The organism is Nitrosomonas ureae, assembly GCF_900206265.1.
Taxonomy (GTDB): Bacteria; Pseudomonadota; Gammaproteobacteria; order Burkholderiales; family Nitrosomonadaceae; genus Nitrosomonas; species Nitrosomonas ureae_C.
Genome location: NZ_LT907782.1, coordinates 1,431,603 through 1,447,431 on the forward strand (window position 1 = coordinate 1,431,603; position 15,829 = coordinate 1,447,431).

At 40.5% G+C, this 15,829-nt stretch carries 10 protein-coding genes, 1 tRNA gene and 1 pseudogene; 7 read left to right on the plus strand and 5 right to left on the minus strand.

Annotated elements, in window-relative coordinates; genetic code table 11:
* The first annotated feature begins 31 nt into the window (after nucleotides 1–31).
* A complete protein-coding gene (locus CPG39_RS06585; RefSeq protein ID WP_096292603.1) occupies nucleotides 32–1,498 on the plus strand; it encodes a sulfatase in 1,467 nt (488 codons plus the stop codon).
* A 235-nt stretch (nucleotides 1,499–1,733) separates the two neighbouring features.
* Here the strand turns inward: CPG39_RS06585 and CPG39_RS06590 are convergent, their stop codons facing one another.
* Nucleotides 1,734–2,597: an HDOD domain-containing protein gene (locus CPG39_RS06590; RefSeq protein WP_096292604.1), complete on the minus strand. Its 864-nt coding sequence runs from the start codon at nucleotides 2,595–2,597 to the stop codon at nucleotides 1,734–1,736.
* Nucleotides 2,598–3,090: 493 nt separating this feature from the next.
* Between CPG39_RS06590 and CPG39_RS06595 the strand changes: the two genes are divergently transcribed.
* Complete coding sequence (locus tag CPG39_RS06595; RefSeq protein WP_096292605.1) at nucleotides 3,091–5,112, plus strand: ATP-binding protein; 2,022 nt, start codon at nucleotides 3,091–3,093, stop codon at nucleotides 5,110–5,112.
* 93 nt (nucleotides 5,113–5,205) lie between these two features.
* Here the strand turns inward: CPG39_RS06595 and CPG39_RS06600 are convergent, their stop codons facing one another.
* A complete protein-coding gene (locus CPG39_RS06600) occupies nucleotides 5,206–7,332 on the minus strand; it encodes a WD40/YVTN/BNR-like repeat-containing protein (protein ID WP_096292606.1) in 2,127 nt (708 codons plus the stop codon).
* A 1,113-nt stretch (nucleotides 7,333–8,445) separates the two neighbouring features.
* On the opposite strand from CPG39_RS06600, the gene CPG39_RS06605 reads away from it, so the two are divergent.
* Both CPG39_RS06605 and CPG39_RS06615 read left to right on the plus strand, forming a co-directional pair.
* Entirely contained in the window at nucleotides 8,446–8,742 is a 297-nt protein-coding gene (locus tag CPG39_RS06605) for a transposase (protein ID WP_172424088.1), read from the plus strand.
* Nucleotides 8,743–9,151: 409 nt separating this feature from the next.
* Nucleotides 9,152–9,957, plus strand: a pseudogene (locus CPG39_RS06615) (IS5 family transposase).
* 80 nt (nucleotides 9,958–10,037) lie between these two features.
* On the opposite strand, the gene CPG39_RS06620 reads toward CPG39_RS06615, so the two are convergent.
* The 3 genes from CPG39_RS06620 to CPG39_RS06630 form a co-directional block, all read right to left on the minus strand.
* The gene (locus tag CPG39_RS06620) at nucleotides 10,038–10,349 is read right to left on the minus strand and encodes a P-II family nitrogen regulator (RefSeq protein ID WP_096292609.1); all 312 of its coding nucleotides are present in this window, start codon (nucleotides 10,347–10,349) and stop codon (nucleotides 10,038–10,040) included.
* 784 nt (nucleotides 10,350–11,133) lie between these two features.
* On the minus strand, nucleotides 11,134–12,291 hold the full coding sequence (locus tag CPG39_RS06625) for a glycoside hydrolase (protein WP_096292610.1): 1,158 nt from the start codon (nucleotides 12,289–12,291) through the stop codon (nucleotides 11,134–11,136).
* A 423-nt stretch (nucleotides 12,292–12,714) separates the two neighbouring features.
* A tRNA-Asn gene (locus tag CPG39_RS06630) sits at nucleotides 12,715–12,790 on the minus strand.
* Nucleotides 12,791–13,664: 874 nt separating this feature from the next.
* Between CPG39_RS06630 and CPG39_RS06635 the strand changes: the two genes are divergently transcribed.
* From CPG39_RS06635 to CPG39_RS06645, 3 genes are all read left to right on the plus strand, one after another.
* Complete coding sequence (locus tag CPG39_RS06635; protein WP_096292611.1) at nucleotides 13,665–14,402, plus strand: TorF family putative porin; 738 nt, start codon at nucleotides 13,665–13,667, stop codon at nucleotides 14,400–14,402.
* A gap of 128 nt (nucleotides 14,403–14,530) precedes the next feature.
* Entirely contained in the window at nucleotides 14,531–15,112 is a 582-nt protein-coding gene (locus CPG39_RS06640) for an RNA polymerase sigma factor (RefSeq protein WP_096292612.1), read from the plus strand.
* A 24-nt stretch (nucleotides 15,113–15,136) separates the two neighbouring features.
* Nucleotides 15,137–15,826: a zf-HC2 domain-containing protein gene (locus tag CPG39_RS06645; RefSeq protein ID WP_231990426.1), complete on the plus strand. Its 690-nt coding sequence runs from the start codon at nucleotides 15,137–15,139 to the stop codon at nucleotides 15,824–15,826.
* Nucleotides 15,827–15,829 lie beyond the last annotated feature (3 nt).

A 15,829-nucleotide genomic window follows, 5' to 3' on the forward strand; every position in this document is an offset into this window, starting at 1 on the left:
TCAAACTTATTAATTAGAGAGCTATATAACCATGCGCAAAAATTTTTTAGCAATAATTCTAGTATTGTCAGCTTTATTTCTTGCTATACCTATCTCGGCAGTAGCGAAGCCTAATTTCATATTCATACTGACAGATGACATAACACCTGATGACCTACGTTTTATGCCACGAACACAGGAGTATTTTACTGTCAATGGCGTTCGATTCACAAATGCCTTTGTATCATATGCCGCTTGCTGCCCATCACGAGCAACTTTTCTGACTGGAAAGTATTCTACAAATCATAGTGTAAGATCCAATGTGAGACCATCCGGTGGTTTTGATGCATTCTATAACTCCGGATTGGAGTCGGCGACAATCGCGACAAAATTGCAGGAAGGTGGCTATAACACGGCCTTCTTCGGCAAATATTTCAACGAATATGGAACATCAGCTTTAGTAGATCCGGAAAGCTATATTCCCCCAGGTTGGAATTATTGGTATGCATTTGTCAACACAAAGTACTTCAACTATAAGCTTAACGAGAATGGAATAACTAAAAGTTACGGGGATAGCGCTGAAGAATACGGTACAGACGTTATTGCCATGCACGCAAGAAATTATCTTGAAACAGCCCTACTAGGGGATTCTCCTTTTTTTATGATGATTGCCCCCTATGCTGCCCATGCATCAATTGAATCAACGGAAACCCCCCGTCAGCCCATACCCGCTCCGCGACATAAAAATCTATTTAATGGCATGACCGCACCTAGATTTGCCTCATTCAATCAAGAAGATGTTTCGAAGAAAAATTTTAATGTGCGAAACAACTCTTTATTGTTGCCAGAGGATATCGAGTGGATTGACAACAATTTTCGTGCGCGAATAAGATCGTTACAATCGGTAGATGAAATGATTGGAAAATTAATCGATCAACTGCAAAATTCTTCTAAAGAGCAGGAAACCTATCTCATCTTTACATCTGATAACGGATACTGGTTTGGAGAGCATCGCTTCAAAGTTGGGAAAGCTGATTTGTACGATCAATCTCATCACGTTCCGTTTGCAATGGCCGGACCAAATATTCAGCGTGGCTTGGTGCGTAACGATCTTGTTGTCAATACTGATTTTTTCCCGACAATATTAGAGTTAGCTTCTGTTTCGCTTTCTGGAAGCAACTACGATGGTCGATCATTTCGATCATTGATAGAGGCATCAACAAGAGAAACAACATTTAGCAGAAACTCATTCCTGATCGAAACAGGTGTAGATCAGAAAGCTGGGATTCGATTTAAAAGCTATGCATATTTTGAATCCGCATTCCAGGGAGTGCCTTTAAAAGAGCTGTACGATACCGAGTTGGATCCTGATCTTGTTTATAATATTGCAGAAAAATTAACCAGTGAATCTTCTGCTTCTTTACAGAGTGCTCTCGCTGAATTGCTCACTTGCAAAGGTGATACTTGTAGAGCGCTCGAAAATAAATTTTCAGATTTGCTTGTAAAGTTAACTGATTGAACTAAATTACCTTCGCTGGGGAGTCGAAGCAGTTTATATATTGTGTTGTATGCGAGTTAAACGCTGCGTGTGTTAATGAACTGGTGAATGCGATTGTCAGGATAAGAAAAGCAAAAAATGCTAACTGTACGATATATAACCGATGATTACTTTTTCGCATTTTATGTTCTCCTGATTAGCTGTTTGCTGGAGTGCTCAGATGAGAAATCAGAAAATTCTGACCCAATCTGAGTACTCAAGCAGCATTAGCCAACTGTGTGACTTGTTCGACAATGACCCGGATTTCTTCTGCAATTGCATCAGCTTCGCTGGGATCGATACCTAGATTGATCCACTCCTGCTCAGTAATTTCTTGTGCAGCGTGTTCAGAAATCCCTAAGTCAGGCAGTAATTTTTCTGCGATATTAACCAGTCTGACTAAGGATTGATCCACTTCCGAATCCATTTTGTCGGGTATATGGTGGTAGCGTATCACGGCGATAATTTCCGCCGGTAGTTCCCAATGAGTGCCAAGTTGTGCGCCGATCTCACCATGGTCTGTGTCCAGTAGTTCATGTTCTATCTCTAATAGTGATGCTTCGGGAGTTGTTCTCAATCTTTCGTGAAGTGTATCGCTGAGATCTTTAGCGATGAAGCTTAAAACGTTATAGCCAATATCATGCAAGAGACCTGCAAGGAAAATCTGATCCTCCATCGGGCGGATTCGTGGGGGCATGTGTTTGGCGATGGTGCGCATTGCAGAAGCGATAGTGAGACTGTGAGTCCATAAATCCCTCGCTTTCAGCTTTCCTTCGGGCGACCTGGTGAATGCTGAAATGGCTGCCATGCCGATAGCGACAGTTTTAATCTGTGTTAATCCTAGACGCATGGCAGCATCGCTGATTGAAGAAATCATGCCGGGTGAACCAAATAAGGAAGCATTTGACAAGCCGATAATACGTGCAGAAATTTGTGGATCTTGTGCGATAAGCTTGAGTAATTGAGTTTCGCCTTCATCGGTATTTAACGCTAATGCAAGCATTTTTCTTGCAATAGCCGGCATGGCGGGAAGTGTATGGATATGCTCGAGGGATTGCTTTAAATCAATAGGGTTAATCATAACAGTATGCTCCCGCAATGGATTACCATTTCTTGATATACAATTTTATTCATCTTGATGACTCTTAATCAATTAAAAATAAGACAAATAATAGGATCCTGGGTATTCTTATAGGATGGCCAGGGTAATTATTTATCTTGATGCTTGAAGTAAATTACATCTAGAATTACTGAGCAGTGTTGATATTTATCATTATAGAAAACAAAAGAAATAAGTAGAAAATGAATAGAAGTGTGAAAGGTTATCTTTTCTGAGTTTTTTTATTTAAAACAAGATCGATGAATAAGTGAACTGATCAACTAGTAGTGTGGAGATTTTGGCTTGGCGGTATACAAGCTATAATTTCTAATCATAATTATCTGTCTGCGAAGATACGGGCATAATGAGAAGGGTAAGTGGTTCATGACCTGCAATCCAATACAACGCAAATTTAAATCTTCGATCGTTATGTGCTCATTCTCCATGGTATCGACAGTCTTTTAAGCTCCAGTTTATGAGTAACAATGTAGCTTGTCTTCAGACTTTTCTGCATAAAAGGCAATTGTTCTTTTTTCCGGCTGTTCTGGTTGGGATTTGTTTATTAGTGATAGGGTTTTATGCGGATCACCTACATTCACGTAATCTGGAACGTGAAATACGTGATGCGGCATTAATTCGCTTAAGTTTGTTACGTGCTGACCTGGAAGGAAAAATCACCAGTAATGCTCAACTAGTACAGGGGCTCGCTGCATCTATCTCTGTTGAGCCGGATTTGTCGCTGGAAAAATTTGCCCAATTAGCACAATATTTATTTAAAGGCCGATCACAGCTTCGTAATATTGGTGCTGCTCCTGACTTGATAATACGTTATATGTATCCGGTTGAAGGCAACGAGGCGGCAATAGGTCTAAATTTCCGGGAACATCCACAGCAGCTTGAGTCGGTATTGCGTGCGCGGGATAGCGGACATCTTATTATCGCGGGGCCGGTTGATTTGGTTCAGGGCGGATTGGGATTTATCGCGCGGATTCCGGTATTTCTTGATAATGCTGAATCCGAAAAGAAAGCTTTCTGGGGCATGATCTCGGCCGTGATTGATGTGAATAAACTATATCAAGCAAGTGGCTTATTGGATTTTGTGAAAGAATTTGATATTTCGATCCGAGGCAAAGATGCGTTAGGTAAAGCAGGCGAAGTTTTTTTCGGCACTGATCAATTATTTGTGCAAAATCCTGTGTTGCTGGATATTTCCTTACCCTATGGTTCTTGGCAGATCGCTGCCATTCCTAAAGGAGGGTGGTCGGTCACTGGCAACGAGGGTATTGTCTTTCGCTTGGGTTTGGTATTCACAGGCATTTTAATTTTATTACCCGTTGTTTTAATTGCCAAGTTTCAACAAAAGGAACGGGATAACGAGGCCCGGCTTAAAGCTTTATTCGCAATATCCCCCATTGGTATCGCGTTGAATGATTATGAAACAGGAAAGTTTATTGAAGTCAATGATGCATTGTTGGTTCCAACCGGTTACACGCGAGAGGAATTGTTAAACCTTACTTATTGGGACATTACACCTAAAGATTATGCGATACAGGAGGCCCAACAGCTTGAAAGTATGCAAGTGACAGGTAGTTTTTGTTCCTATAAAAAAGAATATATTCGCAAGGATGGCAGTCATTACCCGGTTCAGCTTTATGGGATAGTGATCTACGATGTTTCTGGTCGAAAATTAATCTGGTCGATGGTTGAAGATATTACCGAGCGCAAAGCCGCAGAGCTGTCGCTTATTACGGCTCGATATGAAGCGGAACGGGCAAATAAGGCTAAATCCGAATTTCTTTCCAGCATGAGCCATGAATTACGTACGCCTATGAATGCGATTCTTGGTTTTAGTCAATTACTTGAGTTGGAGGGTTTGGATGACCGTCATTTGACATACGTTAAAGGAATCAAGTCGGCGGGCGTTCATTTGCTTGCATTAATCGATGAGGTACTGGATTTGGCAAAAATTGAATCGGGACGCATAGATTTGCAACCCGAGTGGATTGATATTTGTACCGTAGTTGAGGAATGCATCAATTTGGTGAAAATACAAGCAGATGGGCAGGATATCAAACTGACACACAGTGGAATGGCGGATAAGGTTTTATATACTGACCGAATCCGATTCAAACAAATTATCCTCAATTTGATTCACAATGCGATTAAATACAACCGTAAAGGCGGATGGGTGCATATCGAACTCAAGAATTCGGATAACCCGGAATATTTAAAAATTATTGTTATCGATTCTGGGATTGGTATTGCTGCTAATAGATTGACAGAGTTGTTTCAACCTTTTAATCGTCTTGATGCTGCAGGTAGCGCCATTGAAGGTACAGGGATAGGATTATCGCTTACGCGCCGAATCATTGAAATGATGGGTGGTTGCATTGGTGTGAAAAGTGAATTGGGTGTCGGAAGTACTTTTTGGTTCGAATTGCCGGCGAGAGGAATTAATGACAGGGATACCATAATCAATACAGAGCAGGCCACATGAATCAGCTCAGCCTTTCTGTTTAATGACAAGTAACCCTTCTCCTGTTTATAGCGAGGGAAGGGTTACTAATTGGGAATTACTGGAATCAGCGTATTACCATTCAACCTTACCCGCTAATGCCCAAGTCAGGCCACTATCGGTTGAAATATAAGTACTATCTCGTGCAACGCCTAAAATAGTGGCATCAAGCGCAAAGCCGGGAGAAAGACGGAATTCAGTAAATTGAATATTTTCTTGCAACAATGAAGTGCCTATATTTTCAGATACTGCTATATTTCCTTGATTATTAAGTGTAATCTTATACAAACCTTTCCCATGGACATTGACGAAGATAAGTCGATCATTGGAAAAATTGGGAGAAAACTCAATTTGATGGATTGCGTTCCCTGGACCTATATGGTTCTGAGTCATTGTAGTCCACACATTGCCCCCATTCTTTGAACGATATAAGCCATTACTTGTGCCGATAAAGACTAATTTGTCCGTAGCGTATTGAGGGGAAACGGCAATTGATAAATGCTGCTGTCCCGGTAGGCCACGTAATGTGATTGACTCGAATCTCTGTGATTGTAACCAGCTGTTACCACCATCCGTTGTGCGCCAGACTTTTCCAGCACGATTTGCGGCAAAAGCTGTACGATCATTCGCGTAGTTGGGTGAAATAGCCAGGCTTACAATATGGGATGTAGTAGGGACACCCCGCAGCCAGCGCCAGCTGTTACCACCATCAAGGGTTTGAAGAATTCCATGTGATCTTGTCCCTATATAGATCTCCCGATCAGTTTCAAATGTGGGCGATAAAACGAATGCATTGATAAAAACCGCAAATGGCGATATCTCAGTAATTTTAGGAATAAATTTTGTAGTCCAGTTTTGTCCGAAATCGTTCGAAAATCCAATATGCCCAGTATTCCGTGAGGCAACTGCCGTAGGCGAACCTGATTGATTCTGAGAAAAATTGACATCAAAAGCACTCATTGGAAGACTCAGACTAATTGGAACTGGCCACCCCGTTCTATCCATAGTCCATGTCGTACCACGATCGCTAGAAGTGTATATACCCCCACCGAAGTATGTTGTTGCGATCACGGATTGATCATTGATGAAGTTAGGTGACAAGGCCAATCCGGTGAGTAGATTTTTTCGGGTTTGTTTTTGTGCCCAAGTAATACCGCCATCTTTCGAAATGAAAAGCCCATCATACGCCGACAGAAAGACCGTTTGGTCTGCTGAGAATGTATTGGATACCTGCAGCTCACTGAATTCTTCCAATGCAGCAGTTTGTCCGGTAACTGCCGCTCCGGATGCATGATAAGTCCAGCTGTCGCCGCCATCCGTTGATTTATATACAGCCTTTGTTAAGCTGGTACAGAAAACGGTGCGATCAGTTAAATAGTTTGGAGATAGTGAGACATTATTAATTGCCTCCAATGGCAAATTGGCTGGTTTGAGGGTAAAGCTTGCGCCCGTATCATTGCTGTAATAGATTCCGTCAGCAGTAGCCAGAAATACTTCTTTAGGGTTCCCTCCTGACATTGCGATGTCATAAAAGGTTGTTCCTGCAATATTTCCGATACTGCTCCAAGTGAAACCTCCATCAGTAGATTTCTGCAGATTACCTGTTTTATTGACAGTAATGACCGTCAGATCGGTTGTGAAGCTGGGTGATACGGCTACCAACTGTATGCCTAGAGTTGAATTTTGTACTCTAGTCCAGGTGGTTGCTGCCCTGGAACGCCGGTAAAGCTGACCATTCATTGTAGTTAAGAAAACCACGTAATCATTGTTTCCGAATTTGGCTATAGTCAATTCCTTTATTTTTAGATTGAGAAGCCCGGTATTGGAAAGCTGCCAGGAATTTCCTTGATCCAAGGATTGATACACCCCATCTCCCCTGGTTGTGGCAAAAACCGTATTATCGGTACCATAGTTTGGTGAGATGCGAATAGAGATTTCTGCAAATACATTATCCAACCCGTTTGGCAATCGAGTCCATGTCGTACCACCATCAGTTGATCGCAGAATGTTTGTATATTGATCTGAAGTCGCTTCTGCATCGGTGGACAGAAAGAGAGTCTTATCAGTAGCATAATTAGGGGAAATACCTAATCCAAATACCATATCATGCGGATTATGGGCATGAATTTTATTGCTACTGATACATAGTAGTATGAGGAGGGTAAATAATGTTACTGGATATTGAAAAAAACTAGTTTTCATTCTTGTACCTCTGGTTAGTAGATATAATTACTTATCATTATTAGTCAATAATTACAATAGGTTGTTTAATATATTATATGCTTGCGTTTAGTTACGTTTAAATTCTTAATTTAATTTCTTATGGTCATTCTTAGCCATTTATATAAGTCGCTTGATTCTATTTAAATAAAGCACCCCGCCGCAAGCAGCGGGGTATTAACTGCGCTCTACAATCTGCTGGTTTTCAACCAGCTTTCGCCCCAAGGGGGCGGGGAATTAAACCCGCAGAGATTAAAATGATTGTGAATACTAAGCAATTGATTATTATTTAATATGATTAATTTATTAACTATTGTCGAAATGTCATCGAATTGTATATTATAAAAATATTAAAATTCTACTCGCTGCTAATGAAATGTATTTTAAAAATTAAGCATTTAAAAAAAGGCTTACATTGTATGTTTGTTTAATACCGATCAGTGTGATAAAAATCGCAACTTTGTAGCTTTAAAACTCAGTCAGTGGCAAACGTCCCGAGATACGAGAGTTATGACACAGACGTACCCTTTGACGATCAATACTCGATGATAGTTTTCTCTGAAATCGACTTTTTCTCATAACAGGTCTTAACTTACAGCGGGCGAATAGGTATGCAAGTAATGAATACTCTATTGCAGTTACCAAATACGGCCATTAAAGATTGATAGACTGATTGGAGCTTTTGCATACAGAGTATTGCTTATAACAAATCACGCTATCCACCAACCCGCTATATCGTTCTTTAACTTGCTACCTCAAATTTTGCCATCAGACTCTAGTTTCTATCTGTTGCATAGTATTCTCATAGCTCTCAAATAATAAGTGACAGGCCGCTGTAATTTTATAGTAACACTGTACTGAATATGTCCTAATATATGTAGGAATGTTCTTGTCAGATTAATTGCAGCAGAAACGGGGCCAAGCTTTTTTCGTGATGTTGAACCCAAAGGCTTTGCTGTGTGGATCACTGCATCCGAAGTTGGTTGAACAAAAGCATTTATCTCGCTAAGAAAATGCTGAACAAATCCCGAAGTTTGGGACAATCGTGTTTTCTGATATTTTTTTACATACACCATGTCATGCCAATCGAGCTTTGTGGAGCTTGACTACAATCACAAGAAACGGGAACGGGCGCGTGATCCTGAAATGCATCAGACGAAGAAGGGGAAGCACGGGCACTTTGGCATGAAAGTGCATGCTGAGGTAGACGTGGATTCCGGAGCGGCGCATACGGTTGAAATTGCCGCTGCCAATGAAGCCGATATCAACATCCTGTCCAAGCAGCTGTGGGTGGAAGACGAGGTTACTTTTGGCGATACGGGCTACACCAGTGATGAATACAAACGCGGGGCACGACAGTTTGGATTCACCCGGCCCCGCACCGCGGACTGATGAAGAATGCTGTCCAGGTAAATATACTGATGATGGATTTGGCCAACCTGTACCTGCTGCGCAGGCGACTGCTGACCAGTTGAGGAATAAGGCCGCTCAAAATACCCCGGCGGCAGACGATGAGCGGAAACGGGGGAAATTCGGCGTCAAATTGTCGCTGAAGAATAAAGTGCCGCGAATCCGTGTTCAAAAAACTGGCAGTAGTACCAAAAAATCTGGAAACCGCTAATTGTTCAGCGGCTCTTTAGATAATGAAGTCACGAGATTAGAACTATGAGATTCTTGTAAAAACACAAGGATTTCATATGACATATTCACACCGCAGACATGACGAGACCTTTGCACGGTGTCATGAGCGGTACCAGAATAAGGCAAAAATTTGCGAAAAAGCGGAGTTTACACGAGGTAAATGAGCATTTTTCGCAAATTTTTAACGCAATTATCGTGCCGCGTAGTAACCGTACAAAGGTCTCATGACATATCAGAGGAAGTATGGTCGCGGCTAGAGACACATCTGCCTGGACGCCAAGGCGTTTGGTGAGGGCTGGCCAGAGATAACCGGCAATTCATCAATGCTGTTTTCTGGATTATGCGCACGGGTGCGCCATGGCGGGATTTGCCGCCGGCTTATGGCGATTGGAGCAATACGCACCGTCGCTTTATTCGCTGGCGCGACAAGGGCATCTGGGAAAAATTACTGGAAGTGCTGATTGACGACCCGGATTACGAATGGCTGACGATTGATGCCAGTCATTGTAAGGTACATCCTCATGCTGCCGGAGCCAGATGCGGGAATCAAGACATGAGCCGCACAAAAGGGGGCTCAATACCAAGATACATCTGGCCGTGGATGCGCATGGTATGCCGGTCAGAGTTTTTATTACACAAGGTACCACAGCGGATTGCACGCAGGCTGGCCGCCTGATCGAAGGGCTTGATACGGATTATTTACTGGCGGATCGTGGTTATGACAGCAATGCGATTATTGAACAAGTAAGAAAACAGGGCATGGAAGCTATAATTCCTCCAAAGAAAAGCCGTGCAGCGCAAAGGTTCTACGATAAGGCATTGTATAAATTGCGGCATCTTGTAGAAAATGCTTTTCTGCACCTCAAGAGATGGCGCAGCATCGCCACAAGATACGCCAAAAATACCGCCTCTTTTCTCGCCGCTGTACAAATCAGATGCATCGCTCTCTGGGCAAATATCTCGTGACTACACTATCTAGAAGACAACAACAATTTTTTGGACATGGTACAAACAATTTTTCACTGGGATAATTTTAAAGCGTGCACTTAATTATCGAAATGCGTTTGTGCATGGCAATCTGAAATCATACATATACCACCGAAACCTTTCATCGCGGGTTGCAACTCATTAAGTACTTTCTGTGCTAGATCTTCCTTACAAGCAAAAATTGTCACGGCATTTTCATCGGGTAAAATTCTATCATCAGGATTTCGTAGACCTCGCGCTCCCCGTCCTCCTGCATTCTTAATGACGGTATATCCGCGTATTCCGGATCTTTTTAGTAATTCAATTAACGCATCGTGATATTCTATTTCTACAATGACTTCGAATCTTTTCATTGCAATTGCATTGTCCATTACTTTCTCCCAAAAACATTATAATTATTAAATAGCTCCAGGAAATTCTAATTAAACTCCTTTACAAGCTTGAAACAAGGCTGTGTATATTGATTTCGTGCACCCTAAGCTCCAGGATCACAAATAAATTAACCATATCAAAGCATCATTCGAGATATTGTTTTATATGTGCAGCTTTATGAAACTATCCCCCTCACATCTCCCAGTCAATCCATAGGTCAATAACTTATGAAATGAAAGGGCATTCTTAGAGAACTTCTGCTAAAAATACTCAATCAGCACAAAAACAGCATACAAATTTGTCAACAAACACAGTACGTTTCAGCTTGTTAAACAATACCCCCAAGGTACTTTCTATTAATTCCTTTCACATCAAGGTACGACGCAATCTTAATAGAATCGGCACGATATGCCTATTAAGGAAACTATTGTTTTTTCTTAAAGGAAACCATTAAAAAAAACAATCCACCTGCCACATCAAGGAACAAGAGAAGAATTCATGGATGGTAAAGAAAAGCGACATAAATATGTCGCTCGGTGTATAACGTGAAAGACTCTATGACTTACCTGAATGATGAAGACATAAAGCGTTTAACAAGCTGATGGCATTCAGAATAATTATTCCCAAACAACGGTATAGCTTACCGGATGCAGCATAAGGGAACAAGGGGAGAATCTCCTAAAAAATGTATTGCAAGTATCATCTGGAAATTATTCCCCATCAACACAACAAAATTCTCACGGTTGCGCAGAGAGCTTTTAAGACTATGAAATGCAACAAACCTTAATCTATACAAGATGCATACACTGCTGGACATGCAGGATTCAATCCTCCAGCAGGGGTTTTTTGTGCATTCAGATTTAACACCTCCAATACTTGCTCGTAATGCTCTTCCCGGGTCCAGAAAATATAATTGGCATGCAGGGTATCGCGTGCAAAAGCCAAAATCTGTGCAATAGTTGGCACATAACCAGTTCCATCGCCTTTCGTATTTTCATAATTCTTTGGCATAACCGTTGGAACCATAGGTATCATCCCAGAGAAATCTGCATAGTAATTATAAATTCCTTTATCAAGATCAAATTTCGTTATTTCATAAAGCAGACCTTCCTCCTCAATAAAAGTATCGGGGCTACTCAATGCCGTCCCGATATCTTTGAGACTGCCCACGAATGATGCGAGGATTGAACGCGGATAGTTTACTTCTTGAATCGTCATTGTATTAGGAAAAAACAAACGCATTTGCTGATGAACGATGATCTTATTGTTATAAAATTCAGCAACCTGTGCAATTGATAGTGGTTCCTTAGGATTTCCCATCGCAGTTTCTATCATGCTGATACCCTCAAAGTTGGGATGTGAGTTGTAACGCTCTCCCATTGCTTTGAATAAAGCAATCAGGCGATCCCGCACTTGGGGCTTCCATAATTTAATATTACGTCCTCTTATTTGCGTGCTGCCATAGTCGCTAGTATAAAATTCACCCCCTTCATATTCGGCTGTCTTCAAGTAATTGGGTACAACTTGCCTGCCATTAAATGATTTAGTTTGTACTTGAATAACAAGACGCTTCCCCCGGGCAGTTAGCTCGGCAAGACGTTTATCAATGGATGAAAAATCATACACACCTTCCGAATCTTCCAGATCCATCCAAAAATACCGGATCATCATTCCCTTCAATGCGGGTGTTGCATCAAGTTCGCTATATACTTGTGACAAGTATTCAGTGTTGTTTTTTCTCGAACCCTTTATTATGTAGTAGTGTCCCGGATGCCACTTGACTGCTGTGGAGTCCGACGCTGCTACAGCTCTCAGTGGAACTAAAATCATACTTATACAAAGTACCAGTGCAATCAAAAAAACACATGCCTGATTATTCTGCTTGCTAGTGATCGATGTTCTGAGACTGATTTCCACTAAGGTTTGAATATTACTTCTCATATACCATTCCCTTCTAAAGTTGAAAGATCAGAACTGCTTGAATAAAGCGCGTGATTTCATTTCAGAGACTTGTACAATCTATATCAGAAAGTAAAACAAGAACGCTATCCAGCAATTCTGTCATTTTGATTTGCTTTACCTCTGGCTTTGCCAGATATCCGGTAACGCATTGAAAAATTTACAAGAAATTAACCAGACAAAAAACCATGTATATCTAATCATTAAACCTGCTTTCTCAGCATAGCAACCACACGAAAGCATACGCCCCGAATAATGAGGGTCTGAAACTACATGGGATATTTAAAATTGTTGCGAGCTACTCGCGAAATGGCGATCAAATCGAGATAAACAAGCAGCAATTTAGCAGTTGTAGATAATCACAATCACGGGTCTTTTGAGTGTAAAGTCCTGATTATATTTAATTGGCTCCCCGACCAGGGCTCGAACCTGGGACCTGCGGATTAACAGTCCGTCGCTCTACCGACTGAGCTATCAGGGAACTGGTGAGATGCGCATGTTAACGTTTTGAAGCCTTATGGTCAACCATGATATTCACTCAAATACAAAAAATCGTACTAAAAAATTTTTTGAGCCTTTATGGGCTTTGAGCAACTACCACAACAATATCGAACCGCATCTAATGTACAACCCTGTATTCAATCTACAGATATTCCCAGCATACCGTTAAACGTTAAAAAATATTCCATGTGCCATCACAGTGATATATAACAGCGCAATCACTCGGAATAAGCAGAGCAGCTCATTAATTATTGAAATAAACTAGCGGTTAGTCATTAACAGGTATAGCAATTATCTTGCAGAGCGCAAATCAAGTAGCCTTGTTATTTATCTTTGCATGCTTCAACCCGTTCCCCCCATCCCCCGCTCGAATGCAGCCATTGGTACTCTAAAAAAAAATGATGTTACTGAGACTGTTGTTATATAAAACTTATTCAATCTTACGATCTCCCAATATTAATATACACTTAAAATGGATCAAGAAGACACAACGATCTTCTTTTAACAACCCAATCCCCTTCCATCGACAGTGTTTATTCCATCAAAACTAAAAAAGTTCAAATCGTAATGAGAATTTCTCACAGCCTTCGACTATATAATTGAAACAAAGAAATAAGTTAATTTCATAATGCTTCTTGTTCTATACTTCATATAGAAAACCAATATACTTTGTTACAAAATTAAGTGACAAAATAAAACGGCAACAATCGAATTATCTAATTAAAAATCTATGCGACCAGACCTTTAGCAAAAAACATCAACTTATCCCAATCATTTCTTTGTCCAGAGAATAAATATGCCCTCCAAATTAATTTTTAAATTATTGACAGCAGTTCTAATTTAATAAAACAATAGTGCGCTTAACACACTTAGAAAATATTGTTCTTGGGCTCGTATTATGGCTTACTAATCCGTTGAGCTGCTATGCTCAACTTAGTGGAAGCATTACTGGAACAACAGATTATTTTTGGCGTGGCTACTCGAAGAGTGACGGAAAACCAGCCGCACAAGCCAATATTGATCACGAATTCAAATCCGGTATCTACCTGGGCTCAAATATTACAACTGTTAATCTTTCCGACTTTGGATTTGAAAATCGTTCTAATTTGGAATTCCGTCCTTACTTAGGTTGGACCTATAAGGTATCTGACAACTGGCGATTAAATGCTGAATGGACACGCTATATTTTTAATGGAAAAATATTCGATCAAAAGGCCGATTATAACGAATTTTATATCTCAGGACATTTTCGTGACTTACTGACATCCAATTTATTTTTTTCTGAAAATAGCTATCAGCAAAATCACCCGGCATTCGGATATGAGATTATCGGACGTTACTCAATTACTAATTCAATCCAGATATCCAGTACCTTAGGCTATAATAATCAGAAAAAAATACTGCAATATAATTATCTTTACTGGACTACCGGATTAACTTGGTATTTTGCCCGCAATATCGGTGTAGACGCTCGTTATTATGGAGCCACACATACTGCAACAAAGTATTATGCGCCCTCATCGCCACATTGGGAGTTTCATCCACATGCCGTCGATGATCGTATATTATTCTCCTTTACCGTAGGATATTAATTTTTCAAAATTACCTACCAAAATGAACCTTTTATTCAATATAAGTAATAAACGGGTAAATTTTAGTTGGCGCTGATATCAGTACAATAAATTTAATAAATAAACATGCGGAAATACCCGACTTAAAAATGATGCAAAAACCCTTTAGCTCGCTAGAACAACAGGCTAAGGAACGGCATTTGATCGCAGAAGCCGCGGCTGGCAATGGAAAAGCTTTCGAACAACTTTATCAGCTCTATTTTAATCGGCTATATCAATTTATTTTTCGTGTTAACAGGCACCATGATTGTATTGAAGAAATTATCAATGATGTAATGTATGTGGTTTGGGAAAAGGCCGCCACTTATGATCAAACGTGTCGCCCGTCCACATGGATTTTAGGTATCGCATATTTAAAATCATTAAAAAACGCCAAGCAGAATACAAAAAGAGAGGATGAGTCAGTTGAGTTTAATGATGAGCTGGATTATTTCCCTGACCGAAGAGCCCACTGGGTCTCGCAATTAGAAGACAGCAATTGGCTTGAAGCCGCGCTTGAAAAGCTATCGGCAGAACAACGTGCTGTTGTGGAAATGACATATTTTCAAGGATTGCACTACAGTGAAATTTCAGAAATTATGCAATGTCCGGAAAATACAGTAAAAACCAGAATGTTTCATGCACGCAAAATTTTAGCTAAATTTTTTCTAGAGCTTAATAGCAGGAGTTAACGGATGGTATCCACGCAGATCAAAATGACCAGTCAAAGTGAACATCAAAAGGCCTGGAATCTTTTGCCTTGGTATATCAACCGATCGTTAGATCCTGTTGAACATGCGATTGTAAAAAATCATGTTAAGACCTGCATTACATGTAGAATTGAATTAAATCAACAAGAGCGACTGTTCAGGGATATACAGCAAACTGATCTGCTACAACAAGTAGCACAAGCTTCTTTTGCCCAATTGAAAAAACGGATTGAAACACAACCAGAAGCTTATATTCCGAGCAAACACACTGTTTTAAATAAAAATTTAATATTTTTTCCATTCCAAATTCGGTTTCTTAGTTTTGTAAAATACGCTGCCTTAGCAGCTAGCTTGCTATTCCTGGCAGCACCGTTCATGCTTAGTTCTTTGACTGTACAGCCTGAAATAGAAGGTGCATACAGAACACTAGCCAGCTCAACTGAAAGCGTAAACAATACAAATAGCGTCGTTAGGATTGTTTTCGCAGATCACCCTGATTCAGAGCAAATTGACGCCGTAGTGCACAGCGTTTCAGGGCATATCATTAAAGGGCCTTCTCCAAATGGCGTTTACGAAGTTCGAATTGGCGATCATCAAACAGACTCTCAACAAATAAATGAAGCAATTTTTCGTTTGCGAGAGCATTCATCTGTTATATTTGCTGAGCTGGCTCAAGGATTATCGGTGTCTGAATAAGTT

Excerpts from the sequence above, each read along its gene's own strand:
- CPG39_RS06585 (WP_096292603.1), top strand. The coding sequence starts at position 32 with ATGCGCAAAAATTTTTTAGCAATAATTCTAGTATTGTCAGCTTTATTT.
- CPG39_RS06595 (WP_096292605.1), top strand. The coding sequence starts at position 3,091 with ATGAGTAACAATGTAGCTTGTCTTCAGACTTTTCTGCATAAAAGGCAA.
- CPG39_RS06625 (WP_096292610.1), bottom strand. The coding sequence starts at position 12,291 with ATGAGAAGTAATATTCAAACCTTAGTGGAAATCAGTCTCAGAACATCG.
- CPG39_RS06590 (WP_096292604.1), bottom strand. The coding sequence starts at position 2,597 with ATGATTAACCCTATTGATTTAAAGCAATCCCTCGAGCATATCCATACA.
- CPG39_RS06645 (WP_231990426.1), top strand. The coding sequence starts at position 15,137 with ATGACCAGTCAAAGTGAACATCAAAAGGCCTGGAATCTTTTGCCTTGG.
- CPG39_RS06620 (WP_096292609.1), bottom strand. The coding sequence starts at position 10,349 with ATGGACAATGCAATTGCAATGAAAAGATTCGAAGTCATTGTAGAAATA.
- CPG39_RS06640 (WP_096292612.1), top strand. The coding sequence starts at position 14,531 with ATGATGCAAAAACCCTTTAGCTCGCTAGAACAACAGGCTAAGGAACGG.
- CPG39_RS06600 (WP_096292606.1), bottom strand. The coding sequence starts at position 7,332 with ATGAAAACTAGTTTTTTTCAATATCCAGTAACATTATTTACCCTCCTC.